This is a genomic window from Bradyrhizobium sp. F1.13.3, assembly GCF_040548265.1.
GTDB lineage: Bacteria > Pseudomonadota > Alphaproteobacteria > Rhizobiales > Xanthobacteraceae > Bradyrhizobium.
Window position 1 is genome coordinate 314307 of sequence record NZ_JBEPRI010000004.1, and the last position, 26948, is coordinate 341254.

Genomic DNA, 26948 nt, shown 5'->3' on the forward strand with positions numbered 1-26948 from the left:
GCCTTACGCGCCCATCTCGCACTTCTTCATAAAACTGTTCTTTGCGGCACCGGCGAGCGGCTTGCCCTCGGCGCTGACGGCCTTGGGCGCGCAGGCGTCGGCTTTGCACTTCTTCATGAACGAGGTCTTCGCGGCACCCGCCAGGGCCTTGCCGTCCTTGCCGACGGCCCTGCTTTCGCAGGTGTCGTCCGCGAAGGCCGAACCCGCTGCAAACGTGGCAACGATCGCAGCCAGGAAAATCCGCTTCATCATAATTGTCTCCCTAAACCAGAAATGGCGCGCGGATTGGAGCCGGGAATCGTGGCGCAATCAAGCTGGATGAGCGCCTGCCGTCCGGTCTTCCCAGCGATTTTCCGAGCGCGGGTGCGACAGGGCCCACCGCCTGCTGCACTGCTCGCTGACCGGGCCGGGCAATCCTGCTAGCTTCGGGCGAGTTTAGCCGGAGGGAGCATTGTGATGGAGACCCTGATTGCGAACATGCCGAATGCCGCTTCCGACCGGCATTCTCACCTGGTTCGGCCGCAAGAGATGGAATGGCAAAAGACGCGCTTTCCCGGCTGCGAGGCCAAGACGCTGCTGTTCGATCGCAGCAGCGGTCTGATGACGGCCTTGATGCGCTTTGCGCCGGGATCGGTGCTGCCCGATCACGAGCATGTCGGCGTCGAGCAGAGTTATGTCATCGAGGGCGCTCTCGTCGACAACGAGGGACCGGCCAGCGGCATCGCCTGCAAGGCCGGCGAATTCATCTGGCGCGAGGCGGGCAGCCGGCATGCTGCCTAGTGCCCGGAGGGCGCCCTGATCCTGGCGATCTTCCAGGTGCCGAACAAGTTCTTCGAAGCCGACGGCCGCGTCGTCGATGCCGCCGGTCAGGATTGGGACCAGACGTGGGGGCACACCGACGCGCAACGGGCGCGGAGCGCCCGATAGGCGGCTCTTCGCAGCTCAACGGCCGTCATCGATGCTTCTGACGAGCACGGTGACCTGAACGGCGATCAGCCGCCGCATCTCCTTGCCGCTTCGGGCGGTTTCGCGCAGCCCCCGCATGCCGAACACCAGGCATCGCGCCAGCACTTCCGGCTCGTCCGCTATCCCAGCGGCCTTCACCTGATCGCGGATGAGGTCGGCGACCAAACACTGGAAGTTGTCGTAGACCTTCCGAACCGCGGGGAAACGGAGGTCGAACAGATCTGCCGAATCGGGATGCGCCTCGATCAGGTCGAAGCCATGCGATCCCCAGGATTTACAGGCATGGAGCAGCTTGGCGTGAAGGCCGTCGAGGCGCGCGATGGCGGCCCTGATCTCCCGATGCTTCTGCTCGTCCATTCGCTGGATCACCGCCGCGAACACGGCATCCTTGTCGGGGAAGAGCAAATAGAGCGCCGGCCGCGACATTCCCGCCTTGGCGGCGATGTCGCCCATCGTCGTGCGGGCATGGCCGTAGCGGGAGAAGACTTCCGTCGCAGCCCCGACGGCGAGCTCTTCTTTCGAAATGCCGGAACGAGCCATGAGCCTCACGAGGGTCGGAACTGAACGTCGGCCATATTGACAAAATAACGATAATTGTCAATTTGCAGAAAGCTGCATGAGGCCATGAGAGGTTCTGCGAGATGAACGATGAAGCGCGATTGAAGACCTGGAACACCTATCAGGCGGCGTGGGGACCCATCGATGAGGACGAGCGGCGTCGGCTGCTCGAGCAAAGCGTTGCCGCGGACTGCGTGTATACCGATCCGGGCTCGCAGATTGAGGGACGTGACGCCTTGATGGCGCGCATTGGTCAAACCCAGCTCAAGTTTCCTGGCGCGCATTTCAGGAATGACAGCTTCCTCGAGCACCATGATCAGGGGCTTTTTCGCTGGACAATGTATGACGGCGCCGGTGACGTGTTCGTCACGGGCGAGAGCTTCGGCCGCTTCGGCGACGACGGCCGGCTCGTTCAGGCGACGGGTTTCTTCGAGGTGCCCGCTGCCAAGGTCTGACCGCTGGCCGGCGCGGCGGTCGACCCTGCCGCTCCCGACATCATACGCCCCGCGCGAGAAGCGCCTTGAAGTCCGCCCGTGCACGCCGCGCTTCGGCCCGCGCCACCTCGGAGGCGTCGCCGAGGCCGAAATAGCCGTGGATCAGGCCGGGGCCCTCATGATGCTTCACCGGCACACCGGCGGCTTCCAGCGCGCGTGCATAGGCGGCACCTTCGTCGCGCAGGGGATCGAACCAGGCGGTGGTGACGATCGCGGGCGCGACGCCGGCAAGCGACTTCGCGCGCAGCGGTGAAACGCGCCAGTCGGTGGCGTGCGAGGGATCGGCGAGATAATGGCCGCAGAACCACTCCATCACCGCGCGTGAGAGAAAGTAGCCTTCGGCATTCTCGGCGCGCGAGGGAAAGCGTGCGTTCTCGCGCGCGTCCGCATAACTCCCGAGGACGTCGGTCACGGGGTAGACCAGGAGTTGCGCCGCGAGCTTGATGCCGGCGTCGCGGCAGGCGATCGCGGTGGTGGCTGCGAGATTGCCGCCGGCGCTGTCGCCGGCAACGCCGAGACGTTTTGCATCGCCGCCAAATTCCGCAACGCGGCCAAACACGTCGCTGACCGCGGCAAAGGCGTCCTCGAACGCACCGGGAAAGCGCGTTTCGGGCGGGCGGCGATAGTCGACGGAGACGACGACCGCGCCGGTCTCGATCGCAAGGTTGCGTGCCTGCCGGTCGTGGGTCTCGAGGTCGCCCGCGACCCAGCCGCCGCCATGGAAGAACACCACGGTCGGCGCCGGCGTGGTGCCGATCCGGTAGACACGTGCATCGAGCGGGCCGGCGCCGCCTTTCACCTTGATATCCGAGACGATGTCGACCGGCGGCGGCGGTATGGCCGCGCGCGAGGCAGCCAGTGCGCGCAAGGAATCGCGGGCGCTCTGTGGCGTCATCGTCGTGTGATCGCGCATCGGCAGCAGCGGAATGATCTGGGCGATGACGGGATCGAGCGGTGCGGCCATCTTGGCTTTCATGGGGATCCTCACAGGGTTCTTGGTCTTGGTTGAGGGTTAGCATAGATTTTGCGCGCCGCATCGGCAACCGCTCGCATGTGGCAATGCCGGGAATGAACGGGCAGGGAGGTCTTGAGGTGGAATTCGAAACGCTGGTCCAGTCGCGCCGCAGCGTGCGTGGCTTCAAGAACGAGCCGGTGCCGCGCGCGGTGATCGAGGCGATCATCGACAGCGCCAAACGTGCGCCGTCGTCGATGAACACCCAGCCCTGGCATGTCCACGTGCTCACAGGCGGACCGCTGGAACAGCTGCGCCGCCGCAACATGGAGGAAATGGTCGGCGGCGCCAAGGTCAAGCGCGACATCGTCAGCCATGGCGAATATCAGGGCGTGCACCGCACGCGGCAAGTCGACGTCGCCAAGAAACTGTTCGGCGCGATGGGAATCGCGCGCGACGACAAGCCGATGCGGCAGGACTGGGTGCTGCGCGGCTTCCGCCAGTTCGACGCGCCGGTCTCGCTGGTCTTGACCTATGACCGCGTGCTCGATCCCGGCGCGGTCTGCCATTTCGATCTGGGCGCGCTCTGCTACGGCATCGTGCTCGCGGCCTGGGACCGTGGTCTCGGTTCGGTGATCAACGGGCAGGGCATCATGCGTTCCGACATCGTGCGCGAGGTCGCGAACATTCCGGAGGACGAGGTGATCATGACCTGCGTCGCGATGGGCTATCCCGACGACAACTTTGCCGCGAACGCCGTGCGTTCCGATCGTGAGGGCAACGACGATTTCGTGCGCTACGTCGGATTCGCGGAGTAGTGCAGGCAGAGGAGATTATTCTCTCGCCTGAAATTTTTGGTGCGGACCGCTTGGCGGCCTCTTGCAATCTCGATCGTGCGGGAGGAACAATGTGCGGACTGAAAGGTTTGATGCTGGCGCGAGGGAATTGACATGCGGCGGCTCGCTAGCCTGGTTCGACGGTTCTTCGGCCCGCGAGTGCGGCGTCCGATCGATGATGATCCAAGTCTTCCTTTCACCCCCGAAGAGTTCGGCCGGCTGATCCGTAGCGGCCGGCATGAGGACATGAAGCTGCTGGCCAACGGGCTCGCCTGCCGGTCCGTTCCGCGCCGCACCAGACATCGCGCCGCGCACTAGACTGGAGTCGAGACGGGTGTGACGCGCTTATCGCGTGAGCGCGACCTGCCTGAACGCGATCAGCAGTGCCTTCTCCAACTTTCCGCTCATCCCGCATAGGATGTCATAGGCCTCGCCGCGTGGCAGCGTCGGCTTGTAGTGCCGATACTCTATCAGGGCCGCGAAGATGTCCGAGATCGTGAGAATCCGCACGATGTCGCCAATGCTCTCGGCCCCGAGCGCATCCGGATAGCCGCTGCCGTCGAGATATTCGTGATGATGCCGCACGGCATCGAGGATCTCCGGCGAGATATCATCGTGGTCTTTCAGAAAATCGTAGCCCGCTGCCGGGTGAGTCTCGATCATCGCACGTTCCTCCGGATCGAGACGGCCGGGCTTGTCGAGGATGGCAAGAGGGATCCGGGCCTTGCCGATGTCGTGGAACATGGCCGCCGTATACAGGCGCTCCAGATCGGGCCTGCCGACGCCGAGGCTCAGGCCGAAGTCGATGGTGACGCCGGTGACGAGGAGACAATGCTGATAGGTCCCCTCGTGATGGCGCCGCACCGTCGTGAGCCATTCCGACAGGCCATGCTGGCTGATGCGATCGGCGATTTGGCGGCCGGCTTCTCTGGCGCCGTTGACGTCGATCGGCTGGCCCGATGTCACCGAGGTGAACATCGATGCGATCGCGGTCGCCGCGGTCTCGACTGCATCGTCCGGCTGCGCCGCGTGACCTGAGAAAGCAGACGCCACTTCGGCGGGCTCCGCCAGCGCTGCCAGCAGCTTGATCTTGTCGATCGTTCCGGGAAGGACGAGCGTGGCCCCGAGCGCGTAGGCCTGCGAAATACTCATGTGAGAGGAGTGCTCGACCAGGAAGATGCGCTTCGTTGCCTTCGCGAGCTTTACGGCTCGTTTCTTGATGGCCGCAATGGTGCGGACGTCACGCAATTCCGCACGGATGACGATCGCGAACGGCATCTGGGACAGCTTGGCTTCCGCGTCGAGCCGTTCGCCTGAGACGGCAAACTGCTGCTCGAGAATCGAACAGACGCTCGATAATTTGTCTGAGGAATCAGCCAGCACATGCACGCACGGGCGTGCCGCTTCCTTCTCTCGGATGCCGCCGTCGCCTTTGACGGGGCGGGATATAATTTGCGCGTTCTGCACGGTTGACCTGAATTATGCTGAGTGGATGTGACCGATGAATCCTTGGGCCTATTTGCTCTGAGCGGCAGCGGCAGCGGCAGCGGCGGCTGCCGGTTTCCTCTTTCCGTCTACGGTGACGAAGTGCACGCCGGCCGTGGTGCCGTCGATCCAGACCAATTCGCAGCGCCGGTAGGCGAGCCCCGTCGACGACAGCAGCAGGAAGAATTCCTTGGCCCGCAGAACGTCGAGTGTGCCCTCGACTTCGATCTTCGCACCGCTTTGCGATATGTCGAGCAGAACGCAACTGCGCCGCCACGTGCCGTCCGAGCCCATCAGATTGACCGGCTGCTTGTGATCCATTTTCACGCGCTGCGCCTTGCGACCGTCGAACTTCATCGGCCAACCCCCATCTTCGCGCCGCGATTTGCCGGATCGCTCGTGTTGGCGCTTGCCGCTATTTCCCCCCATCGCACTGTCCATTGGCTGGTGGACAGAAGCAGCGTCTCGAAGATCCGTTGCGCGCGCTCGCGCTCGGCATAGGAGAGCCTTTTGCCGCTGCGGTTGCTCAGGATGGTAAGGGTGGTCTGCCAGTTCAGCCGCGAAGCCCGGCACGCCATGACCAGCCCCTCGCAATCGTCGTCGCTCAGGACATGCTCGATGATTTCAAGCGGCGCCCCTGAAAGCACCGACAGCGCCGTGAACAGGTTGGCCGTCTCGCCGCGGATCGCAAAACGGTTCACCGTGGAATCATTGAGCTTGCCGATTCGGTTGAGGACGACGATCTCCGGCCTCGCGCTTGCGTAGTCGGCCCGGCAAGGCCGCTTTGGCGCAGCCGGCTCCGCTTCCGGCACCGGCGCCGCGGCGGATGGGTTGGGCGTCGCCGGTGCCTTCCGGATTGGTGGGACGGAGAGCAGCTTGCGCACGACCAGGTCGGGCGTGCCGGGCCGGAGTACCAGCGCCTTCGTGATCTCGCCGTCCTGGTCGGCCTTGGCAATCAGCGCTGCATAGGCTGCGTCAGAGAATTTCGCTCCCGGGTTCTTGATCAGGGCAAGGCAGATCGGGCCGCCGTGCTTGATCAACGCCTCGGTCACGGCCGGCGCGATGTCGCTGCGGTCGGCGATCGCGCGTCGATGCCACTCGCCACGGGAGTCAATGACAGCCTCGAGATCGGCTGCGGAAAGTGCACGCGACTTGAGCAACACAGGACATGCCACGTCCGGATTATCGTGCGAGGCGAGACGCCACAATGTTTCGGGAGGCGCGATGTCAAGCTCGGCGAGCGCCGTGCTGAGCTGGACCAGTGCGCTGGCCTCGACCCGTTCCGTCAATCGCAGCAGAACGCCGTCGACCACGTTGCTGAGCAATTCCCGGCACTGGTCGCGGCTGCCAATGAGCAACTGCACCATGCCGGAGAGAATGCGTGCGCAACGCTCCGCCGGGCACGTTGCGACCGTCTCTTCCAATTCAGCAAGAATATCAGCAGGCGAATTTGCCATCATGGCAGGGGCCTGACTCAAAATTAATTTGGATTATCGAACTGCGCCTATTCCGCTCGACAAACGTTAATTTGAAATTTGGATTTTGCTCGTCTAGGTATATGTGCACCGCAGGCCACACGGGAAACGCTATCGAAAATTGGCGAGATTTGATGCGTCGCCTTGTCCTTGGACTTCAACGCTCGCCAACTGGTCAGCATAGTTCGAAGTGATTCTTTCAGACTTAAGGGGACACCGGAACGGGGAAGTTGGGCCAGCATCGTCGCCGGACGCGCGTGTGTTGCGACGCGAAGTTTCACATTGCCATGAACAGAAGTGATGATGCGCCGACGCTGGCGCCGAAGGTATTTCGTTTCACCGACGTCGATGAATTTCGAAGTGCCATACGAGGCCTGAACTTCGAGTTCACGCCTTTCGTACGGAGGATTTCGGCCGAGCAGACCATTCTGTCGCTGCCCGGCTGCGACGTGAATCTGACGCGGGCATTTCCGCGGGTCGTCGACGCACAGCTCGTCGAGAATTGTACGGCGATCGGATTCACGATGGACGATTTGGATGTGCCGGTTCGATTCAACGGCACGCAGCGCACACGACCCGTCATCGTCATCGGCAGCGGCGGCGCGGCTTACACCACCATCGAGGAGGTGCAGCGGCAAATCGCCTCGGTGGTGTTCAGGCCGGAGGTGACGGATCGCGGTTGGCCACAAGCAGCCTTCTGCTTCAACATCTTCGAAACGACCGCGGCGGGCTTGAACCGGCTCCGCGGTGTGGTTCGGGAGGTGCTGGCAGCCGCTTCGGAGCCGGTCGATGCGCCCGACGTGCCGCTGAAGGCGGCCGCCATGAAGGAGACCCTGCTCGGCGCTGTGGACGCAGTTTTCGAAAGCATCGTTCCTGCGCGATGGACCCTGCGCCCCAATGACGAGCGCAACTTCAAGGTCTTTCAGGACATCCGCGCGCTGCTTTCCGACGACCTCTCGCAGCCCATCTACAGCGACGAGATCGCGCGCAAGCTCGGTCTGTCCGTTCGCACCATGCACGACGTCGTCCGCCGCTATCGCGGCATGAGCCTGCACCGCTACTTGCGCCTGCGGCGGCTGTGGCTGGTGCGCCAGCGGCTGCTCGCCGGTGCCGACAGCGTCAAGGCCGTTGCGCTGGCGTTCGGCTTCTGGCATCTCGGCGACTTCTCCAGAAGCTATCGGGACCAGTTCGGCGAGACACCGTCGCAAACGCTTGAATGCGGACGGCGAACCTAGCCGTCAAAACGTTGAGGCCGGTCTGATGATCCGTGCTATAGTACCGGTCATGAGCAATCGCATCCTCGTCCTCTACGGTTCCTACCGTTCCGACCGCATGGGCATCCGCCTTGCGAATTTCGTCATCGATCGCCTGCGCGCCCGCGGCGACGACGTCGTGTTGATCGACGCCAAGGCGATCGGCCTGCCGATGCTCGATCGCATGTACAAGGAATATCCCAAGGGCACCGCACCCGAGGCGCTGGAGAAGCTGGCCGGAGATATCCGCGGCGCGGATGGTTTCGTGTTCGTCACTGGCGAATACAATTGGGGAATCCAGCCCGGCCTGAAGAATCTTACCGACCACTTCCTCGAGGAGTGGTTCTGGCGTCCGGCCGCCATCGTGAGCTACTCGGCCGGCCGCCTGTCCGGCGCGCGTGCCTCGACCGCCTGGCATGGCACGCTCTCGGAGATGGGCATGGTGGTGGTGTCGAGCACCATCGGCGTCGGCCCGATCGCTCAGACGCTGTCGGAGGCGGGCGAACCGATCGGCGAAGGCGGCAAGGCGCTGGAACGCTCGTTCCCGCGCTTCGCCGACGATCTCGCCTGGTGGATCGAGGCCGCCAAGGCGCAACGGGCGCGCAAGGCGCCGCCTTATTGACGTCCCGTATTGACGGTCCCGTAGCCCGGATGGAGCGCAGCGCAATCCGGGGCCGCCGGTGTTTGCGGCACGATTCCCGGATTACGCTTTCGCTCCATCCGGGCTACGAAGCTGCGCGTTTGCCGCGCTTACGCCGACCTGACCTCACCGAGGAAGCGGTCGAACTGTCCGGCGAGGTCGCGTGACTGGGTCGAGAGCTGCTCGGCGGCGCCCAGCACCTCCCGCGCGGCCGTACCGGTGTCGTCGGCGGCGCGCTGCACGCCCGATATGTTGGTGTTGACCTCCTGGGTGCCGCGCGCGGCCTCCTGGACGCTGCGGGCGATCTCCTTGGTCGCCGAGCCCTGTTCCTCGATCGCGGCCGCAATCGCGGTGCCGATCTGGTCGATCTCGCCGATCACGTCGGCGACGTTGCGGATCGCGGTCACGGTCTCGTCGCTCGCGGCCTGGATCGCCGAAATCTGCTCGGAAATTTCGGTGGTGGCCTTGGCGGTCTGGCCCGCCAGCGATTTCACCTCGGCAGCAACCACCGCAAAGCCGCGGCCGGCCTCGCCGGCGCGGGCGGCCTCGATGGTCGCGTTCAGCGCCAGCAAATTGGTCTGCTCGGCGATGCTCTGGATCAGCGTCACGACGTCGCCGATCTTCTGCGCGCCCTCGGCCAGCGCGCGGGCGGTGTCGCCGGTGCGGCGGGCGTTGTCGACGGCGCGGGCCGCGATCTCAGTGGATTGGGCCACTTGACGGCCGATCTCCGAGATCGAAGAGGTCAGCTCTTCGGTGGCGCTCGCGACGGTCTGCACGTTGCTCGATGTCTGCTGCGAGGCGGCGGCGACGACCGCGGCCTGGCTGTTGGTCTGGGCCGCCGTCGAGGTCATCGACTGCGCCGTGCTTTCCATGGTGGAGGAGGCTTTCGATAGTCCGCCGACGAGCTCGGTGACCTTGGCTTCGAACGCGCGGGTGATCCCGTCGAGCGCCTGTGCGCGGCGCATCTTGCCGTCGTTCTCGGCCTGCTTCTCCGCCGCGAGGCTGTCGGCCCGGATCATGTTGTCCTTGAAGACCCGGACAGCCGCGGCCATCGCGCCGATTTCGTCGGAACGCTCGGCGCCGGGAATCTCTTCCGCGACCTCGCCGTCGGCAAGCCGCGACATCCGCGTCGTCAGGTTGACGATCGGAGCGCAGACCCGGCGGCGGACCGTGACGATGAGGCCGGCGCTGGCGATCAGCACGGCGAGGAGGCCCGCGAGTGCGATGGTGAAGCTGGTGTGGGCGGCGGTCGAGGCACCGGCGAGAATCTGCTCGGCGTTGTCGTAGAACGCGTCGCGAACCTCGATGATAGTGCTGAGGCCGCGCTGCGTAGCGGTGTAATAGGTGTCCATGTCGTGTTCGTACTTGCCGCTGACCGCACCCTCCTTCACCAGCTTGAGCTCGCGGCCGAACTCCTCGATGTAGATCGCGTTGAATTTTTCAAGCGCGGCGGCGACGTTCGCCGGCGTTGCGGGATTGCCGCGCAACTCCAGCAGCGACATCACGATCTGATCGTTGCGGCCCTGCGAGCGGCTGATCTCGGCCTTCTCGGTGTCGGTCGCCGGCTTCTTGCCCCCGACGAGATTCTTGTGCAGGCTGGAGTTGAAGCCGCCCACGTCGCGCAATGTCATCGCGATGTTGGCGTAGCTGGCCTGCCGATAGGCATCGCCGTTGAGGATCGCCATGCGGCGGACCTGCTCGTTGAGCAGCGCGGTCACGCCGGCGTTAAGAACGGCGTTGTCGGCAACGATCTTTTTGGCAGCGTCCTTGCGCGCCTCAGGCGGGCCCGACATCGCCTTGTCGATGGCCTCGCGCAGTGCGGTGAACTTCGAGTTGATGGCGTCGATGTTGCCGCCGGTCGTGTTGCCGTCGTCAAACGGGCCGGGCAGGTCTTTGCGCAGCGCGTTCATCGTGTCGCGGGCGGCATCGGTCTGCTTTCGCAGCTTGCCCTGCTCGGCAAGCAGCGCCGGGTCGACGGCGGGAGGGCCATACAGGATGTTGGTGGAAAAGCCGCGCTCGGGATTGAGGTAGCGCGGGATGTCGCTGACGGCCCGGACGATCGCCAGCCGCCCCTGGGCTTCGGTGATCCGCTCCATCGTCTGGTATTTTGTCACGGCGACGTAGACGGCGAGGCCGCCGCCCACAGTCGAGAGCGAAACGATGGCGGTGGTCAGGAGCGTACCGATTTTCATGATTGTGTCCGGCAACTGGCGCGGGAAATTGTTTGCACGGACAATAGGCAGGCGATGTTAATCCTGGGTTTACGCTGGTGGCCGCCGGCAGCCGCGGTCACCTGGCCTTGCGGTCGAGGGCGGCGAGGATATCGAGCGTTGCCTGATCGCGCTTGCCCGAAAAATATCGGGCGAGTGCCTCGTCGAAAACGGGCTCATCGGACACCGCGTCGAACAGCGTCATCGACGAGCGGAATTTGGCGTCATCGGGCGCGCCGAGGATGGCGTTGATGGTCCGGCCCTCGACGGCAAGCACGAGCCTCGTGCATTCGATCAGGCGCGGACCGAGGATGAGGTGGGCGAGGTAGGCGCTGGCCTCGGCGCGGGAGGCGATGGCGTAGCGCTGCGACATGGCGCTGAAGCCGAGGCCGGCGATTTGGGGGAAGACGAACCACATCCAGTGGCTCTGCTTTCGGCCCCGGGTCAGCTCCTCCTGGATGTCGCCATAGACCGGGTCTTGGGCCCGGACAAAGCGTTCCAGATCGAACGGATCGGTCATAAGATACCTTGGGATACCCCGGAATGGCTTGCCGGAGCCTTGCCAGACCCTTGCCAGACCCCTGCCGGCCCCGATTATGCCTAACTTTTGGCTCCCAATGTGGTAGCTGGTATAGAATCTCCGGGTGGGGGTGGGTCCCCCCGGGGGGACGATTTTGGGGAGCTGATGGTTTCCGACCGGGCACAAGCCGAGAGGCTATTGTCGCGCCGCCGTATTGGGCGAGCCGAGACGATATTGCTGTCCCTGGCCGCCGTCGCGCTGGCACTGGGCGCCGCCGCCTGGGTCGCGGATATCGGCGGTTCGGCCTCGCTCGTTACCGCCGCACTGCCGCCGGCCAATGCGCCTTCATTCGATGATCGTTTCGCTTCGGCATCGGGCAGCCCGCCCGCCCGCGAGCTAGGCCTGCGGACGCTAGAGCGCTCGGCAGTGAGTGCAGTCCAGCTCAAGCTGCGCGACGCCAAGGCGATGCTCGCCCAGAAGCTCCAGGGCGACGACTGGCGCTCGACCCTGACCGACGACGACCGGCACATGTCCGAGGAGGCGAGACTCTCGCAGCGTGCTGACGCCATCCCGATGCCGCGCTCGCGCCCGCCCCAAGCCGACATCTCTGCCCAGATCGCCTCGAGCCAGGCCTATGCCGAGACCAACCCCCGGGTCGACAACCGCAACTTCTTCGAAAAATTCACCGACAAGATCAGGCTGGCCTCGCTGACGCCCGACAGCGGCCTGTTCGGCAAGGCGCCCGATCTCGCCGCGCTCGGTTACGATTCGCGCACCGCGGTCTACGACATCTCGGCCAAGGCGCTTTACCTGCCGAGCGGCCTCGCGCTGGAAGCGCATTCGGGCATGGGCGCGCTGATGGACGACCCGGAGCACGTCGACCAGCGCATGGTTGGCGCCACCCCGCCCGCGACCTACGACCTGAAGCCGCGCGAGAAACTGTTTCACGGCGTCCGCGCACTGCGCTTGACGCCCACCGAGGGCACCAGCGCGCTCGGCCGCGTCGGCTTGCTCACCCATAATTACATGCTCGGGCCCCGTGGCGACTCCAACGGTTGCGTTTCGATCAAGGACTATGATCGATTCATGAAGGCCTACGACAACGGTGAGTTCAACCGTCTGGTCGTGGTGCCCCGGCTGACCCCGTCGGCGACTGCCTCGCAGCGCGCGAGCACTGAGTCCTGATATCTGCGCCTGATATTTGCCTGCTACGGCGGGGCTGCCGTTTTCCCTTCGTTAAGCCGTCATCGTCCAGAAGCAGCCCATGAGTGATCCGCAAAATTCCGAGACCCCGCTGCGCACGACGTTCAAGATCAAGCTGAACGGCGACACGCTGGCGATTGCGACCGTCGGCCAGGCCTATCAATTCCTCACCAACTTCAAATCGGTCGAGTGGATGGAATTCCGCTCGCTGCATGAAGACGCGGTCGCAGCGCTCGAAGGCGCCGCCGAGAACGCCATGCTCGTCGTGCAGGCGACCAACGCCGTGCGCGCGCTGTTCGTGAGCGCAAAGCTGCTCTAGGAGCAACCCTGCGTGGCCGGGATTGCGCTGCGCTCCATCCGGGCTACCGCGCACAGGTTGAACTCCGCTATAGCAACAGGCAATGGTCTGCGAAGATCGCGCTCAAGCCGATACGTTGAAACATAGTTCAGGGAGAGACCCATCATGAAACGCCGTACATTTCTCAAGGGCGGCGCTGTCGCCGGCGCGACGACGCTGGTTGCCGCACCCGCGATTGCGCAGAGCGCGCCCGAGATCAAATGGCGCCTGACGTCGAGCTTCCCGAAATCGCTCGACACCATCTACGGCACCGCGCAGACTTTTGCGAAATATGTTGCCGAGGCCACCGACAACAAATTCCAGATCCAGACCTTTGCTGCCGGCGAGCTCGTCCCCGGCCTGCAGGCGCTCGACGCCGTCAGCACAGCCTCTGTCGACATGGCGCAGACCCCGCTCTATTTCTACATCGGCAAGGAGCCGGCGCTGGCCTATGCGACCGGCGCGCCATTCGGCATGAACCATCGCCATCAGGAGTCCTGGTGGCATTTCGGCGGCGGCGCCGACCTTACCAACGAGGCGCTGAAGCCGTTCAAGGCGCATGCGATCCTCTGCGGCAATTCCGGCACCCAGATGGGCGGCTGGTTCCGCAAGGAGATCAAGACCGTCGACGATCTCAAGGGTCTGAAATTCCGCATCGCCGGCATGGGCGGCCATGTCCTGGCGCGGCTCGGCGTGGTGCCGCAACAGATCGCGGGCGGCGACATCTATCCGGCGCTGGAGAAGGGCACGATCGACGCGGTCGAATTCGTCGGCCCCTATGACGACGAAAAGCTCGGCTTCCAGAAGGTCGCCAAATACTACTACTTCCCGGGCTGGTGGGAGGGCGGCGCCATGCTGCACATGATCGTCAACGACGAGAAGTGGGCGTCGCTGCCCAAGCAGTACCAGGCGATCGTCAACCAGGCCGCGTCAGCCGCTGGCGCCTGGATGCTCGAGAAATACGACAGCGTCAATCCGGCGGCGCTGAAGCGGCTGATCGCCAATGGCGCGGAGCTGAAGGCGTTTCCGCAGCCGGTGCTGGAGGCCTGCTACGCCGCGACCCAGGAGCATCTGAACGAGCTCGCCACCAAGAGCGACCTGTTCAAGCGCACCAAGGAAAGCCACGACGCCTATATGAAGGAGCTGCTGTTCTACACGCAGATCGCGGAGAATTTTTACGACAATTATCTGCTCGGCAAGATGCGCAACAAGGCTTGAGTGCGCAAACTCCTGTAGGGCGGGCAAAGGCGCGCTTGCGCCGTGCCCACCACTGCTTGCTTGAGTCGCCATGGTGGGCACGCTTCGCTTTGCCCACCCTACGGCATCTATCGTGTGGTGAATTAAGCCGCGCCCAGACCCAGCTTCTCGTAAATCCGCCGTGCATAGGCGCCGAACGCGTCCGTCGTCTTCAGCGGCAGAGCCCGCGGGAAGGGCAGGTCGATCGGGAAATAATCGGCCATCTTCGCCGGGCCTGCCGTCAGCACGGCGCAGTGCGAGGACAGGAACACGGCCTCCTGGATCGAGTGCGTGATGAAGATGATGGTCTTGCCGCTCTCGCGCCAGATCCGCAGCATCTCCAGGTTCATCTGCTCGCGCGTCAAGGCGTCGAGCGCGCCGAACGGCTCGTCCATCAGAATCAGTTTCGGGTCGTGAATGAAGGCGCGCGCGATTGCGGTGCGCTGCTGCATGCCGCCGGAGAGCTCTCGCGGATATTTCTGCTCGTAGCCGGCAAGTCCCACCAGATTGAGCAGATCGCGCGCCCGCTCGCGCGCGGCCTTCATGGGAAGGCCGACGATCTCCGCCGGCAGCAGCACATTGTCCAGGATCGTCCGCCATTTCAGCAGCAGCGCCTGCTGGAACACCATGCCGATGTCGCGGGTCGGATCGAACGGGCTTTTGGCATTGCCGATGTTCACCGTGCCGCCGTCGGCGTCGTGCAGGCCGGCCAAAATCTTCATCACCGTGGTCTTGCCGCAGCCGGATGGGCCCACCAGCGAGACAAGCTCACCCTCCTGCACGTCCATGGTGACGTCGGACACCGCCAGGAATTCGGCTCCGCCGCTGCGATACACCTTGCGGACGCCTTGCAGGCTGATGAAGGGGTTTGAGCTCATGCCAGCCATTTGTTCAAGTTTGCGGCCACGAACGCGTCGTCGCTGAGGTCGGAATGCTCGCGGTAGACGCGGTCGATCTCATTCTTCTGGCCGGGGCTAAGGCCCTCGTTCGGATCGAGGCACCACAGGCCCTGCATCAGGCCCTGCCGTCGCAGCACCTCATGGCAGCCGGCGATGCAGCCGTGAAAATCGTTGGCGACGTCGAAGAATGCGCTGTTGCAATCGGTGACGCGGGTATCGAGCGCGAGCAAATCGGCCGGGACGCTGTCCTTGTGCCGTGCCGCTCTGCAGCGCTCGAACTGTTTTATGGCGCTCGCGGTCCAAACCGACCAGTGGCCGAGCAGTCCGCCCTTGAAATAAGTGCGCGTGGTGATTCCGTTGTCACGGAGGTCGAACGGCAGCATCAGATCGAGCAGGATGTGGTCGTCATTGCCGGTATAGAGCGCAACGCGGTCGAGCGCGCCGGCCGCCGCGACGCCGCGCAGAACATCAAGGGTCCTGTAGCGGTTGAAGGGCGCGATCTTGATCGCGATGACATTGTCGATCGAGGCAAAACGCTGCCAGAACCGGCTCGACAGGACCAGGCCGCCGACGGCCGGCTGAAGATAGAAGCCGACCAGCGGAATTTCGGCAGCGACCGCTGCGCAATGCGCGATGATCTCGTCCTCCGACGCGCCCTTCATCGCAGCGAGACTGAGGAGCCCTGCGTGGTAGCCGATGTCGCGCGCGGTGCGGGCTTCGATGGTGGCCTGCCTGGTCGGACCGGCGAGGCCCGCGACCAGCGCCAGCGGACGCTTGGTCCAGTTCGCCGCAGTCTCGGCGGCGAGTTCGAGCACGGGACGGTAGAGGCCGACATCGCGGATCGCAAACTGCGTGGTGTGCACGCCGACCGCAAGGCCGCCGGAGCCGGCGTCGATGTAATAGCGCGTCAGCGCGCGCTGATGCTTTGTGTCGAGCTGGCGTTCGGCGGTGAGCGCGAGGGGATGCGCCGGCAGCACGGTGCCGTCGGCGATCAGCTTGCGGATCTCGCTGTTGATCTGGCTGTGGTGCATGATGTCCTATCCGAATTCAGGGCCGGCGACGGCGAATGGCATTTCTTCACCTGTGGCAGTGGCGGGGCCGAACCGCATGCGCTGGAACGGACGTTCGATGCTCCAGCCCGATGCGGTCAATCCTTCAGGGAACCCAGGTTGCGACGCGACGGCGTCGAGCAGCAGCGGGCCGGTTTCCGATCGCGCGATGGCATCGACCAAGGTCAGCGCGGCTGCGGCGTCGTCGGCAAACAGCGGGCCGATATGGCGCGCCGTGCGTCCGTCGCGAACCAGCGCGATGGCGCCGCTCGCGGAGACGATGCGTGAGCCGGGCCGCTGCGCAAAGGCAGAGAGCAGGGCGGTTCGATCGAGGCCCGTAGCGCGCCGGTCACGCGCGCGGAGCGCGTCGAGCGGCGCGGATGAAGGTGCCTGCTCCGACGTTGAAGCGGATTTCACCAGCCTGAGGCGGCGCAACTGCAGGGTCGGCGTGAACCCGAGCGGCCCATAGACGGCGGCACCATCCGGCGTAGCGTCGAGCCAGCTCGTCAGGTTGCGTTTGCGTGCCGTCGCCAGGCAGGCGTCGACGAGCCGCGTGGCGAGACCGCGCCGGCGGTGGCTTGCCGTCACCAGCACCATGCTGATCCAGGCGTTGTTGCCGGGGTAGGGCAAGAGCGCCGCGGTCGCGACCAGTTGCGTGCCATCACGGATGCCGAACACGATGCCGTCGCTTAGGAAAAAGCGCCAGTCGTCTTCATTCTGGTTCCAGTGCGCCTCTGTCGAGAGCGCGAGGCCTGCCGCAGCATCCTCGACGCCAAGCCGGATGACGCGCGGAGCGTCAGTAGCGTCCATCGCGCACCTCGTATTTGGTGGGCTTGCCGAGGCTCGGCATGGCGCGGGAGATCCAATCCGCGGTCCAGGCGATCAGCTGCTCGGTGTCGACGACCGGCAGGCCGAACAGCTCGACTGCCTTGGACGTGTCGGTCAGCCATGCCGTCGGCTGTTCGTTTCCTGTCAGGACCGGCGCGCGGCCGAACCTGGCGCCGAATCGTGCTGCGAGGTCGCGCACCGCCAAAATCTCGTGGCCGCTGACATTGATCGGCGAGGTCGGCGCCGTGCAATGCGCGAGACAGCGCAGCGCCTGGGACGAGGCATCGCCCTGCCAGATGAAATTGACGTGGCCGATGCTGACATCGATCGGCGTGCCCGTGAGCACTTTCAGTGCGATGTCGTGGAGGACGCCATAGCGCATGTCGATCGCGTAGTTGAGGCGGAACAGCCGCCCGGGCGTTCCGAGCTTGCGCGAAAAATACTCGAACATGCGCTCGCGGCCGACACAGGACTGGGCGTATTCGCCGGGCGGGTTCGGCGCCATGTCCTCGCTCGAGCCTTTGCCGTCGACGGGAACGAAGGGATAGATGCAGCCGGTCGAGAACGCCACGATCCGCGACGACGGGAAGGCCTGCGCGACCAGCGCCGGCACGTGCGCATTCATCGCCCAGGTCAGCGACAGATCGCCTTCCGCGCCGAATTTGCGGCCGGCCATGAAGACGATGTTGGGCGCCTTCGGCAGCGCCTGAATCGCGGTCTCGTCCATCAGGTCGCAATTGATGGTCTCGACGCTACGCGCGTGCAGCCAGTCCTTGACGCCGGCGTCGCTGAAGCGGGCGACGCCAATGACGCGGCGATCGGGCGCTGCAGCTTTGGCAAGCCCCGCCAGCGTCGGCCCCATCTTGCCGGCGACGCCGAGGATCATGATGTCGCCTTCGACCCTGGCGAGGTCGTCGATCAGTGCCTGCGTCGGCCGGCACAGGAGATCGTCGAGCGCGGCGATATCAGGGATGGTCTTCGGCAGTGTCTGGCGGGTGAGGAGCATGGTTTTGGTCCTTGGTCTGGCTCTGCCGTTTCATGTCGGTGTTGCGTCACCGACCACGAACATGCGTTCGAGGACGAGCACGAAGCCGTAAAGCGCGACGCCGAGCAGCGTCAGCAGCACGACGGCCATCACCATCGCGGGCGTGTCGAGCGACGACTGCACCTGGATCATGAGGTAGCCGAGCCCGCGTTCGGAGGCGATGAACTCGCCCACGATGGCGCCGGCCACCGCGAGGATGGCGCCGACCTTCATGCCGGAGAAGATGTAAGGCAGCGATCCCGGCAGCTGGATCTTGCGGAATAGCGTCCAGCGCGAGCCGCGCAGCGATTTGACGAGATCGAGCAGATCCGGCTCGACCTCGCGCAAGCCGCGCGCGGTGGTGAGCAGGATCGGAAAGAAGCAGATGCTGAAGGCGATCAGGATGTTCGGCACGATGCCGTAGGAGAACCAGACGATGAGGAGCGGGCCGAGCGCGACCTTCGGAATCATGTTCAGCGTCACGAACAGCGGCAGCAGCACGAGGCTGAGCAACGGTGCCCAGCTGAAGATGACGGCAAACGTGACGCCGACGAATGCGCCGAGCGCAAAGCCGCCGAGGATCTCGATCGCGGTCACCAGCGTATTGGCGCCCCAGGCGTAGCTCGCGGTTCCCAGCGTCTGGATCGTCGCGAGCGGCGAGGGCAGGATGAACTTCGGCACGTGGAAGGCGTCGACCAGGACCTGCCAGAGCACGAGCACGGCGAGGTGCACGATCAGGACGATCGCAAAGCTGCGCGTATTGCGGGCGCCGTCTCCTGTCACCGGTTGCTCCCTGTTATCAGCGGCCACCTTGCCGCTGGTCGCAAGCCTACCCGTCCCGGAGGGAAGTTTCAACCAGTTGGTTGATTACGGCCGGAGCGAATGCAGCACGAGATCGGCGACGTGCCGGCGGCGGGCGCGGCGCGCGGCCCGGCTCGACAGGTCCTTGCCGAAGATCGCCGACAGCGTCGGCGTGTTCGAGAGATAGAAATAGCTGAGGCCCGCGATGGAGATATAGAGCTGGATCGGGTCGATCCCCTTGCGGAACATGCCGGCGCGAACGCCCTCGTGAAGGATGTGGGACACGCTCTTCACCAGCGGCGAATGCATCGCCTCGAGCCGCGTGGAGCCGCGGACGTGGCGGGCACCGCCGCGGTTCTCGTCGTTCAGAAGCACGATGAAATCGGGGTTTGTCGCGAGGTAATCGAACGAGGCCTCGATCAGTTTCCGGATCGCCTTTTCCGGGGGCAGGCCTTCGAGATTGAGCTGGCGCTCCTGTTCGCGAATATCGGCGTAAACCCATTCGAGGACGGCAAGATAGAGCGCGTCCTTGTCGCCGAAGTAGTGGTAGACGAGCTGCTTGTTGACGCCGGCGCGCTCCGCGATCTCGTCGACGCGGGCGCCGGCAAAGCCGTGCCGGGCGAACTCCTCGCGCGCCGCCGTGAGCAGCTTCTTGCGCGTGGCGACCGGGTCGCGCCGCTGCGGCACGGTGTCGCCTGAACGTTTTGCGGGCATTTCCAACCAAACAGTTGACAAGTGAAGGGCGGCCTTGTTGCATTGGTATCCTCACAGGGGGAGAGCGACAAGCCGGGTCGCGGGCAACGAGGAGAGATGCGATGAAGCGTTTGCAGGCGGCGGGCTCGGCCCTGGCTGTGGCCCTGATGCTCGGTTCACCGGCGATGCCGGCGAGCGCGGGCGAGGCGGTCAATCTGATCCTGAACTGGGCGCCGACGGCCGATCACTCGCCCTATTATTACGCCAAGGCGCAAGGCTGGTACGAGAAGGCGGGCATCGATCTGACCATCGAGGTCGGCAAGGGCTCTGGCGTCTCCGCCGCCAAGGTCGGCTCCGGCGGCTCGCCGTTCGGCGTCGCCGATCTCGCCACCATGCTGGTGGCGAAGAGCAAGGGGGCTGACGCTGTGGCCGTGATGAGCGTCTACGCCAACACCGGCCAGACCTTCTACTGGCTGAAGAGCTACGGCGTGAACGGGGTGAAGGATTTTGCCGGCCACAAGATCGGTAATCCGCCGGGGGACGCCTCGCGCGTGATGTGGCCGGCCTTCGCCAAGGCCGCAGGGCTTGCGCCCGACTCCGTCGGCTTCGTCAATGTCGGGCCGACGGCGAAGATCGCTGCGCTGAAGAGCCATACCGTCGACATCATCAGCGACTTCTACAACGAGCACGATTTGAAGGTGATCGAGTTCGGAAGCGATCTCGGCTACGTCAATTGGAAGGACATCGGGCTCAATCCTTACGGCAATTCGCTGATCGTCAATGGCGGCTATCTGCAGAAGAACCCGAAGCTGGTCGAGGAGTTCGTGCGGGTCACGCAAAAGGCCTTCGCGACCTGCGTCGCCGACGCCGCGCCCTGCCTGAAGGCGCTGCTCGATCAGGTCTCCGGTCTCGACAAGGAGAACCAGGAGCGCCAGTGGGAGCGCATCAAATTCCTGATGACCGACGAATTCACGACGACGAAGTCGCTCGGCTGGATCGACGGCGAGCGCATGAAGAAGGACTACGATCTGGTCCAGACCTATTTGGGCATGGAGAAGCCGTTCGACGTCACGACGGCGTTCACGACCAAAATGCTCGATCCCGCCATCAAGATGGATGCGAGCAAGGTGAAGAAGTAGGGGGCTTCCTTATCGTCGTCCTGGCGAAAGCCAAAACCCATTACCCCAGGGCGTGGTTTGGCGAAGACTCGTGGTTCGGTACTCCCACCGTCCGCATCGATGGATTCCGCGGTATGGGTCCTGGCTTTCGCCAGGACGACACCGGAGATCTGGGGCGGCTGCCCGCCGCCGAGGGCCACGGCCCGACGCCCGCCCCCACGTAACCCCACGGAGAAATTAACCGGCCATTAACCATATCGGCGGCATCGTTAACCATTCAATAACAGGGAACGAGTCGGCCGCTATGGAGGCTGCAGTAAAACCTCAACGCCAAATGGTGCGCTTACGCGGGCGCTCCTATGTGGCCTTCGTGTTCGTGCCGACGGTTCCCATCCAGGACTGGCTGCAGGAGATCGACACCACCATCGCGCGCTCGCCGGGTTTCTTCGCCGGCCGCCCCGTGGTGATCGACCTGTCCTCGGTCGATCTCAGCCAATCCGGCATCGGCCATCTCCTCACCAGCCTTCAGGACCGCAACATCCGCGTGCTCGGGATCGAGGGCGTGGAGGAGAGCCGGCTGACCCCCATGATGCCGCCGCTGCTTTCGGGCGGGCGGAGCTGCGTGGTCGAGCCGAGTGCGCCCAAGAAGGTTGAGGCGAAGATCGAAACCAAGCCGACGTCCCTGCTGCTCGAAAGCCCGGTGCGCTCCGGTCAGACCGTGATCTTCCCCGAAGGCGATGTCACCATTTTGGGTTCTGTCGGCTCCGGCGCCGAGGTCGTCGCCGGCGGTTCCATTCACATCTACGGCGCGCTGCGCGGCCGCGCCATGGCGGGCGTGAACGGTCACACGAGCGCACGCATCTATTGTCAGAAGATCGAGGCCGAACTGCTTGCAATCGATGGCTTTTACCAGACCGCCGACGATATCGACGCGGCCCTGCGCGGCAAGCCGGCCCAGGCCTGGCTCCAGGGCAACACCATGCGAATTACTGCGCTGAACTGACCAGAAGGAGATTTCAGAGATGGCCAAGGTACTGGTCGTAACGTCAGGCAAGGGGGGCGTCGGCAAGACGACGACGACCGCCGCACTGGGGGCTGCGCTCGCGCAACGCGGCGAAAAGGTCGTGGTCGTCGATTTCGACGTCGGCCTGCGCAACCTCGACCTCGTGATGGGCGCCGAACGCCGCGTCGTGTTCGACCTCATCAACGTGGTGCAGGGGGTCGCAAAGCTGCCGCAGGCGCTGATCAAGGACAAGCGGCTGGAGAACCTCTGGCTGCTGCCGGCCTCGCAAACCCGCGACAAGGACGCGCTGACCGAAGAGGGCGTGGGCAAGGTCATCGACGATCTGCGCAGTCGTTTCGACTGGGTGATCTGCGACAGCCTCGGTGCGCGATTCCGATCGCATCATCGGCATGCTCGATTCCAAGACGGTGCGGGCCGAGAAGGGCGAACGGGTCGAAAAGCACATCCTAATCACCCGCTATGATCCCTCGCGCGCCGCGCGCGGCGAGATGCTGACCATCGAGGACATCCTCGAAATTCTTGCAACACCCTTGCTCGGCATCATCCCGGAGAGCCAGGACGTATTGCGTGCCTCCAACGTCGGGACGCCCGTAACGCTGTCGAACGCGGAAGGCGCCCCGGCGCGGGCCTATATCGATGCGGCGCGACGGCTCTGCGGCGACACCGTGCCGATGCAGGTGCCGACCGAGCGCAAGGGCTTCATGGACCGCCTGCTGCGACGGAGGGCCGCATGAGCATGGGTCTGCTTCGGCTTCTCCGCGGCAACAAGGCCTCTGCACCCGTCGCACGCGAACGGTTGCAGATTCTGCTTGCCCATGAACGCGGACTGCGCGGCCAGCCCGATCTGCTCGGTGTGCTGCGTGAGGAAATTCTCGCGGTCGTCTCCAGGCACGTCACGCTGGACCCGACCAAGGTCATCGTCCGGCTCGATCGCGGCGACGAGGTCTCGACCCTCGAGGTCGATATCGAGGTGCCCAACGATTTCGAGCGCAGGCGCGCGGCGGTCGGGTAGGGACCTCGGCCGCGACGCTTCAAAATTTGGGGTGGGTGAGAAGGCGGTCCGCTGGGCATAGCGGGCCGCTTTTGCTTGCTGACGTGAACGCTGCGGAACGAGGTCAGGGGCTCAATCGTTGTGAACAACCCGCGGCGGCGCGATGCACCGCGGTTTCGTCAAACGGGAGAACGCCCATGATGACCGAGGTCCAGGTCCACACCGTCGCGCGCCAGATGCTGGAACAGCATGGTTTTGCGGCGATCGCGAAGGCCGCCGAACAGGCCAGGGCCTGCGAGGGCCGCGGCGAGGGCGACGAGGCCAAAGAGTGGCGTCACATCGCCGACGCGATGAAGATCATACGCGGCCCGCACCAGAGCTGACACCCTCGCGCGTCAAGGTTCCCCGCGTTCAACGCTCCCCGCGATCGGCGCCCTGTGGCGACGTGCGATTCTGTGTCGGCTGGGAGCGCTCGCCCGTCTCCTTGCAGGGGAGCGGCTCCCAAGAGCCGTCCGGCGCCTGCTGATAGGCGCTGCACGATGACGACGAGGTCGATTTGTCCTCGCCCTTCTGGGCATCGGAATTCTTCGCCAGCACGGGCGCAGTCAGCATCGAAGCGACGGCAAACGCGACGGCGAGAAAGACATGGTTGATCCGCATGGGGCTCCCCTGTTCGAGTTTCGAAGAGAGCCGCATGCTGGCGAGGATTGTGACGATTATTGGCCGAAGCAAAAGTTCCGGCGCGGCGTGCTTAACGCCACTTGAGAACCCTAGCCGCCCTTGCTGCGGATCAGGCCGGCGAGGTTGGTCTTCTGGGCCTCGCACCAGCTGGGCATGCCGAGGCGGCGTTGGTTGAGGTCGGTCGCCTGGGTGGCCACCGCGACTTCGGCCATCAGATCGTCGTCCTGCTTCTCGCCCATCTTGCCGCCGGTGTGCATCCAGGCGATCGCCTTGCGGACCTTCTCGGTGGTGCCCTCGGGCAGCTGCATCTGCTCCGCCTTCTGCACCAGATCCTGGTAGACGACATCCGTGCCGGGACATTCGACCTTGGCGGCGAAGGCCTGCAAGACCAACGTGACATAGGTCGAACGTGGATGGTCGGCCGCTTGGGCCGGCGCCGCCAGCAGCAACAGAGCCGTCATCAGAAAACCAGTCCGCATCCTTGGTACCTCCCCGAATTTTCGGGAAGGCTAGCGGCTGGCGCGCCGCTCCGCAATGGGGATGGCGTGCGGGAGCGAAGCGGCCGGCGAGCTAGCGCCGCCAGGCCGGCACGGGATCGAGCGGCGTGCGGTAGACCTCTTTGTGATCGCGGTCGGTGACGCGCACAGCGCAACCCTTGCTTTGCAACTCGGGCTTCACCTGTGACAGCTCGGTGGCCAGTTGAACGGCACGATCGGAGGCGACCTCGATGTCTTCGAGGATGATATCGCCCTGGTTCTTGAACTCTTCACCAACCACGAGATCGAAGGAATAGTAAGGCATCCGAATTCCCCGGTGTGACGAATTGAGCTTCGGCTTTCAACACATGACTGATGGTACCACTGAGTCGATGTTTATCGAATGAACGGCGCGCGCAATCTCTGTGCTTATGGCGCAGAAATGATGTGCAACATTCAAGCGTGTTAAGATTTTATTAAATATGTCGGCGTGATCATGAGCCATGGAATTGCAGCAGAACCGGGCTCCGGGAACCGGCAGCTGCAAGAGAAGGCCGCCGGCATAGATCCCGACGGCCTTTTCTCTTGATGGAAAACAATGGAAGCATTGCTTCCCGTAGTCACCCGGACTCAACGCATCACATCGACTCGGACAGCGTCCCTGGCGCGACGCTTCATGCCCTCGCGTGCGATCGTTCAGCGCAGCGGCATTGGCGGGCGCACCACAGGTCCGTCGTCGTCGGCAACGGCCTGCGTCGTCGTCATGGCAGCTGGCGGAGGCACTGCGGCAGCCTGCGACGGCGGCGGAGCGAGCGGTGCCGGCGAATAAGCCGGCGTGTAGGTGTGCGACACGACCGGCTTGGGTTTGCGAACCGGCGGCGCCGCGGGCCGCGGCGGCAGCGCGGACATTTGCGCGCGCGGATCGATGCGCGGCTTGGCATCGGCAACCGGCTTCGCCGCGGGCGGCTTCGCCATCTCGCGTGCCATCTGCTCCTGCCCGGCCTTCAACTCGGCGATGTTGGCCTTGAGCTGCTCGACCTGCTGCGCCATCGCGGCGAGATCGCGCGTCATCGACTGCACCGATTGTACAGCATCGGATTGTGTTGCCGTGGGCACCGCTGCTGCAATCTGGGTTGCAGGCGGAGCCGCAGCTTGATCGACCGCTTGATCTGTTGCGGCTTGATCCGTCGCGGCCTGGTCCGCGGGCGGCGCGGCCTGTGCGGCGGCGACCGGTGCCGTCTGCGACGTCGAAGGCAGCAGCGACGCCACTGCCGGGGTCCATTCGGCGAGCATCTGTTTTGCGGTGTCGCCATGTTTCTCCCAGGCGACAGTGGCGGCCGCGCTTCCGCCCGCAAACAGCATCGTGACGAACGCACCGCGCAGCCATTTACCGGCGGAGGAGCGCTTCTGCCGGCTGAGACCATCACCGGGTGCGACGCGCACCGCGGTGTCGACCGAGGGCGCTGCCGCCTGCGGCTCGCGGACGGGACTGAACTTCGGCTCCGGATCCATTCTGGACTTCAGTGTGAACGCCGGATCTATTTTGACTTCCGGACGAGTCGTGATCTCAGGCGCGAGCGCGGGCGCGACGCTGAGAGGGCGCGAGGCCAGCACAATGTCAGGCGAAATCTGCACGGCGTCGTGCGGGTCGTTGTTCGTGACCGTGTCCTTCACGATCTCATCGACGATTTGCCGAGAGTTCAGCGTCGCGAGCATCGCAGCTCCTTTAAAGCCTGGGTTTTTTGAAGACCAGGTGTTGAGTAGTTGAAGTTTTGGCCGTCCGCATTCGCGCGAGCGGATCCGTGAGACGAGCCCATCCATTCCCCGAGGCCCAAGCACATGACGCACGAGTCCAGCCGGGTTTGACCAAAGCAAGGCGAGGGGATGGAGACTGTGCGACGCTCTTGCGCCGTTTGTGGTGATGGAACCCGGTACATCAAACACGGGCACGTGTTCCGCAATGCCTTGTTTTCAGCACGATTTTGGCAGCATCTGGTGTTGCTGGGGGTGCTGCTATCGCTATCGGGGCCGGCGGTGCCAAGATCCTTATTCGTTCTATTCGTCCTTGCCATGCTTCCGCTGGGCGGCTGCATGCAGACGACGCTTTCGCCATCGACGGACGCGAGCATGACGCCGCGCGACCGGCAGCTGCTCGCGCATACGCCTTACGCGCAGGCGAGCGTGCCCGAGCAATATCTGCGTCACATCGTCGATTATCCGCGCAAGGAGCAGCCGGGCACGATCCTGGTCGATACCGATGCGCGCTATCTCTATTTCGTGCTGCCCGACGGCAAGGCGATCCGCTACGGCGTCGCGGTCGGCGAGGAAGCCATGGCGTTCTCCGGAGTGGCGCGGGTCGGTCGTCTTGCGGAATGGCCGGACTGGGTTCCGACGGCGGACATCCAGGCGCGGCTCGGACCCTATCCGGCGCGCGTGCCCGGCGGTCCTGCCAATCCGCTGGGTGCGCGGGGCATCTATCTCTATGCCGGCAACAAGGACACGCTCTACCGCATCCACGGCACCAACCAGCCGGAATATATCGGGCAGGCGATCTCGTCCGGATGCATCCGGATGCGCAACGAGGACGTGATCGATCTCTATGACCGCGTGAAGCTCAATTCGATGGTCGTGGTGCTGCCGCCCGGACAGAACGCGCAGGTCGAGGCGCGGCCCAGCTGGCGCGGGTGAGGTCGCCCTAGTTCTCGGGACGTGCAATGCGCCATTGCAGCGTCGTGGCATTGCCGTTGGCCTCGCCCGGCGCCTTGTCGGCCGGCGAGGTGTAGAGCGGACGATAGCGATATGCCCACATCTTGCTGCCGTCGTTGCGGCTGATCACGGTGAAATCGCCGATCGCCTTGGCATCGGCCGTTGCCGATAGCGGAATCCAGCTCTCGACGCATTTGCCGTTGCAGTTCGACGACTTGCCGGTGGTATCGCGCTCGTAATAGTAGAGCGTCATCCCGTTGAGGTCGACGAGTGTCGGACCCTGCTTGGTCAGGATCACCTTCGCCGGTGAGGTCGCGGGCTTCGGCGGAGGAGGGGCATCGCCGCCACCATGGCCATTCGCGAGCGCCGGAACGGTCGAGAGTGCGATGGCCGCCGCCGCAATGAGGAACCTGAACATCCGAAACTCCAGACCGGCAAAGTTAATCGCGCGTTAAACGCCGAATGCGGCCGACCCTAACAGCCGAAGGTTAGT

31 protein-coding genes and 2 pseudogenes are annotated in these 26948 nt (G+C 64.3%); 14 read left to right on the forward strand and 19 right to left on the reverse strand.

Features of this window, described 5'->3' with window-relative positions; all coding sequences use genetic code 11:
- Positions 1 to 3: 3 nt before the first annotated feature.
- Positions 4 to 252 carry a hypothetical protein gene (locus tag ABIB66_RS13815; protein ID WP_354203841.1) on the reverse strand — a complete coding sequence of 83 codons (249 nt, stop codon included), beginning with the start codon at positions 250 to 252 and terminating at the stop codon, positions 4 to 6.
- A 204-nt stretch (positions 253 to 456) separates the two neighbouring features.
- Between ABIB66_RS13815 and ABIB66_RS13820 the strand changes: the two are divergent.
- A pseudogene (locus ABIB66_RS13820) lies at positions 457 to 927 on the forward strand (cupin domain-containing protein).
- Positions 928 to 942: 15 nt separating this feature from the next.
- On the opposite strand, the gene ABIB66_RS13825 reads toward ABIB66_RS13820, so the two are convergent.
- Positions 943 to 1506, reverse strand: coding sequence for a TetR/AcrR family transcriptional regulator (locus ABIB66_RS13825; RefSeq protein WP_275171828.1), 564 nt, complete (start codon positions 1504 to 1506; stop codon positions 943 to 945).
- 101 nt (positions 1507 to 1607) lie between these two features.
- On the opposite strand from ABIB66_RS13825, the gene ABIB66_RS13830 reads away from it, so the two are divergent.
- Entirely contained in the window at positions 1608 to 1979 is a 372-nt protein-coding gene (locus ABIB66_RS13830; protein ID WP_354203838.1) for a nuclear transport factor 2 family protein, read from the forward strand.
- A 40-nt stretch (positions 1980 to 2019) separates the two neighbouring features.
- On the opposite strand, the gene ABIB66_RS13835 is transcribed toward ABIB66_RS13830, so the two are convergent.
- Complete coding sequence (locus ABIB66_RS13835; protein ID WP_354254977.1) at positions 2020 to 2982, reverse strand: alpha/beta hydrolase; 963 nt, start codon at positions 2980 to 2982, stop codon at positions 2020 to 2022.
- A 128-nt stretch (positions 2983 to 3110) separates the two neighbouring features.
- Between ABIB66_RS13835 and ABIB66_RS13840 the strand changes: the two genes are divergently transcribed.
- Positions 3111 to 3788: a nitroreductase gene (locus ABIB66_RS13840; RefSeq protein ID WP_354203836.1), complete on the forward strand. Its 678-nt coding sequence runs from the start codon at positions 3111 to 3113 to the stop codon at positions 3786 to 3788.
- Positions 3789 to 4151: 363 nt separating this feature from the next.
- Here the strand turns inward: ABIB66_RS13840 and ABIB66_RS13845 are convergent, their stop codons facing one another.
- The 3 genes from ABIB66_RS13845 to ABIB66_RS13855 are packed head-to-tail and all read right to left on the reverse strand — an operon-like array spanning position 4152 to position 6751.
- The gene (locus ABIB66_RS13845; protein ID WP_354203834.1) at positions 4152 to 5273 is read right to left on the reverse strand and encodes an HD-GYP domain-containing protein; all 1122 of its coding nucleotides are present in this window, start codon (positions 5271 to 5273) and stop codon (positions 4152 to 4154) included.
- Between the two features lie 48 nt (positions 5274 to 5321).
- Positions 5322 to 5648 carry a PilZ domain-containing protein gene (locus tag ABIB66_RS13850; protein ID WP_354203832.1) on the reverse strand — a complete coding sequence of 109 codons (327 nt, stop codon included), beginning with the start codon at positions 5646 to 5648 and terminating at the stop codon, positions 5322 to 5324.
- Entirely contained in the window at positions 5645 to 6751 is a 1107-nt protein-coding gene (locus ABIB66_RS13855) for a DUF2336 domain-containing protein (protein ID WP_354203830.1), read from the reverse strand. Before ABIB66_RS13855 ends, ABIB66_RS13850 begins: the two co-directional genes overlap by 4 nt.
- A 302-nt stretch (positions 6752 to 7053) precedes the next feature.
- Here ABIB66_RS13855 and ABIB66_RS13860 point away from each other — a divergent pair, with 302 nt between their 5' ends.
- Together ABIB66_RS13860 and ABIB66_RS13865 are read left to right on the forward strand one after the other, a co-directional pair.
- The gene (locus tag ABIB66_RS13860) at positions 7054 to 8001 is read left to right on the forward strand and encodes an AraC family transcriptional regulator (protein WP_354203828.1); all 948 of its coding nucleotides are present in this window, start codon (positions 7054 to 7056) and stop codon (positions 7999 to 8001) included.
- A 49-nt stretch (positions 8002 to 8050) separates the two neighbouring features.
- Positions 8051 to 8641 carry an NADPH-dependent FMN reductase gene (locus ABIB66_RS13865; protein WP_354203826.1) on the forward strand — a complete coding sequence of 197 codons (591 nt, stop codon included), beginning with the start codon at positions 8051 to 8053 and terminating at the stop codon, positions 8639 to 8641.
- Positions 8642 to 8769: 128 nt separating this feature from the next.
- Here ABIB66_RS13865 and ABIB66_RS13870 read toward each other — a convergent pair whose 3' ends face one another.
- Positions 8770 to 10851, reverse strand: coding sequence for a methyl-accepting chemotaxis protein (locus tag ABIB66_RS13870; RefSeq protein WP_354054966.1), 2082 nt, complete (start codon positions 10849 to 10851; stop codon positions 8770 to 8772).
- A gap of 97 nt (positions 10852 to 10948) precedes the next feature.
- Positions 10949 to 11389 (reverse strand): DUF1810 domain-containing protein, encoded by a 441-nt coding sequence (locus ABIB66_RS13875; protein ID WP_354203823.1) that lies wholly within the window; start codon positions 11387 to 11389, stop codon positions 10949 to 10951.
- A gap of 234 nt (positions 11390 to 11623) precedes the next feature.
- Between ABIB66_RS13875 and ABIB66_RS13880 the strand changes: the two genes are divergently transcribed.
- From ABIB66_RS13880 to ABIB66_RS13890, 3 genes are all read left to right on the forward strand, one after another.
- On the forward strand, positions 11624 to 12574 hold the full coding sequence (locus tag ABIB66_RS13880) for a DUF2778 domain-containing protein (protein ID WP_354203821.1): 951 nt from the start codon (positions 11624 to 11626) through the stop codon (positions 12572 to 12574).
- A gap of 79 nt (positions 12575 to 12653) precedes the next feature.
- Positions 12654 to 12911 (forward strand): hypothetical protein, encoded by a 258-nt coding sequence (locus ABIB66_RS13885; RefSeq protein ID WP_275171839.1) that lies wholly within the window; start codon positions 12654 to 12656, stop codon positions 12909 to 12911.
- A 144-nt stretch (positions 12912 to 13055) separates the two neighbouring features.
- Positions 13056 to 14147, forward strand: coding sequence for a TRAP transporter substrate-binding protein (locus tag ABIB66_RS13890; protein ID WP_354203819.1), 1092 nt, complete (start codon positions 13056 to 13058; stop codon positions 14145 to 14147).
- Positions 14148 to 14269: 122 nt separating this feature from the next.
- Here the strand turns inward: ABIB66_RS13890 and ABIB66_RS13895 are convergent, their stop codons facing one another.
- The 6 genes from ABIB66_RS13895 to ABIB66_RS13920 all read right to left on the reverse strand — a co-directional run bounded on the left by ABIB66_RS13895 (position 14270) and on the right by ABIB66_RS13920 (position 19480).
- Complete coding sequence (locus ABIB66_RS13895) at positions 14270 to 15052, reverse strand: ABC transporter ATP-binding protein (protein WP_354203817.1); 783 nt, start codon at positions 15050 to 15052, stop codon at positions 14270 to 14272.
- Positions 15040 to 16095: a dihydrodipicolinate synthase family protein gene (locus tag ABIB66_RS13900; RefSeq protein ID WP_354054955.1), complete on the reverse strand. Its 1056-nt coding sequence runs from the start codon at positions 16093 to 16095 to the stop codon at positions 15040 to 15042. The genes ABIB66_RS13895 and ABIB66_RS13900 overlap by 13 nt, the downstream gene beginning before the upstream one ends.
- Positions 16096 to 16101: 6 nt before the next feature.
- Entirely contained in the window at positions 16102 to 16923 is an 822-nt protein-coding gene (locus ABIB66_RS13905) for a GNAT family N-acetyltransferase (protein WP_354054953.1), read from the reverse strand.
- A complete protein-coding gene (locus ABIB66_RS13910) occupies positions 16910 to 17947 on the reverse strand; it encodes an NAD-dependent epimerase/dehydratase family protein (protein ID WP_354203814.1) in 1038 nt (345 codons plus the stop codon). The genes ABIB66_RS13905 and ABIB66_RS13910 overlap by 14 nt, the downstream gene beginning before the upstream one ends.
- Before the next feature lie 30 nt (positions 17948 to 17977).
- On the reverse strand, positions 17978 to 18748 hold the full coding sequence (locus ABIB66_RS13915; RefSeq protein ID WP_275171845.1) for an ABC transporter permease: 771 nt from the start codon (positions 18746 to 18748) through the stop codon (positions 17978 to 17980).
- An 84-nt stretch (positions 18749 to 18832) separates the two neighbouring features.
- Positions 18833 to 19480, reverse strand: a complete 648-nt coding sequence (locus ABIB66_RS13920; protein ID WP_007591743.1) for a TetR/AcrR family transcriptional regulator — start codon at positions 19478 to 19480, stop codon at positions 18833 to 18835.
- Between the two features lie 101 nt (positions 19481 to 19581).
- On the opposite strand from ABIB66_RS13920, the gene ABIB66_RS13925 reads away from it, so the two are divergent.
- The 5 genes and pseudogenes from ABIB66_RS13925 (at position 19582) to ABIB66_RS13945 (ending at position 22975) form a co-directional block, all read left to right on the forward strand.
- On the forward strand, positions 19582 to 20598 hold the full coding sequence (locus tag ABIB66_RS13925; protein WP_354203811.1) for an ABC transporter substrate-binding protein: 1017 nt from the start codon (positions 19582 to 19584) through the stop codon (positions 20596 to 20598).
- Positions 20599 to 20881: 283 nt separating this feature from the next.
- Positions 20882 to 21580, forward strand: a complete 699-nt coding sequence (minC, locus tag ABIB66_RS13930) for a septum site-determining protein MinC (RefSeq protein ID WP_354203809.1) — start codon at positions 20882 to 20884, stop codon at positions 21578 to 21580.
- A 19-nt stretch (positions 21581 to 21599) separates the two neighbouring features.
- Positions 21600 to 22335: pseudogene (locus tag ABIB66_RS13935) on the forward strand (septum site-determining protein MinD).
- Entirely contained in the window at positions 22332 to 22613 is a 282-nt protein-coding gene (gene minE / locus ABIB66_RS13940) for a cell division topological specificity factor MinE (protein WP_275171849.1), read from the forward strand. The pseudogene ABIB66_RS13935 and the gene minE overlap by 4 nt, the downstream one beginning before the upstream one ends.
- Positions 22614 to 22789: 176 nt before the next feature.
- Complete coding sequence (locus ABIB66_RS13945) at positions 22790 to 22975, forward strand: hypothetical protein (RefSeq protein ID WP_219683905.1); 186 nt, start codon at positions 22790 to 22792, stop codon at positions 22973 to 22975.
- A gap of 28 nt (positions 22976 to 23003) precedes the next feature.
- Here the strand turns inward: ABIB66_RS13945 and ABIB66_RS13950 are convergent, their stop codons facing one another.
- The 4 genes from ABIB66_RS13950 to ABIB66_RS13965 form a co-directional block, all read right to left on the reverse strand.
- Positions 23004 to 23252 (reverse strand): hypothetical protein, encoded by a 249-nt coding sequence (locus ABIB66_RS13950; protein ID WP_354203806.1) that lies wholly within the window; start codon positions 23250 to 23252, stop codon positions 23004 to 23006.
- Between the two features lie 110 nt (positions 23253 to 23362).
- Positions 23363 to 23752: a hypothetical protein gene (locus ABIB66_RS13955; protein WP_275171851.1), complete on the reverse strand. Its 390-nt coding sequence runs from the start codon at positions 23750 to 23752 to the stop codon at positions 23363 to 23365.
- 91 nt (positions 23753 to 23843) lie between these two features.
- The gene (locus ABIB66_RS13960) at positions 23844 to 24074 is read right to left on the reverse strand and encodes a DUF6894 family protein (protein ID WP_354203804.1); all 231 of its coding nucleotides are present in this window, start codon (positions 24072 to 24074) and stop codon (positions 23844 to 23846) included.
- Between the two features lie 371 nt (positions 24075 to 24445).
- Positions 24446 to 25465: a hypothetical protein gene (locus tag ABIB66_RS13965; RefSeq protein WP_354203802.1), complete on the reverse strand. Its 1020-nt coding sequence runs from the start codon at positions 25463 to 25465 to the stop codon at positions 24446 to 24448.
- A gap of 354 nt (positions 25466 to 25819) precedes the next feature.
- Here ABIB66_RS13965 and ABIB66_RS13970 point away from each other — a divergent pair, with 354 nt between their 5' ends.
- Positions 25820 to 26437, forward strand: coding sequence for a L,D-transpeptidase (locus ABIB66_RS13970; RefSeq protein ID WP_275171852.1), 618 nt, complete (start codon positions 25820 to 25822; stop codon positions 26435 to 26437).
- 7 nt (positions 26438 to 26444) lie between these two features.
- On the opposite strand, the gene ABIB66_RS13975 is transcribed toward ABIB66_RS13970, so the two are convergent.
- The gene (locus ABIB66_RS13975) at positions 26445 to 26873 is read right to left on the reverse strand and encodes a COG4315 family predicted lipoprotein (RefSeq protein ID WP_354203800.1); all 429 of its coding nucleotides are present in this window, start codon (positions 26871 to 26873) and stop codon (positions 26445 to 26447) included.
- Between the last annotated feature and the right edge of the window lie 75 nt (positions 26874 to 26948).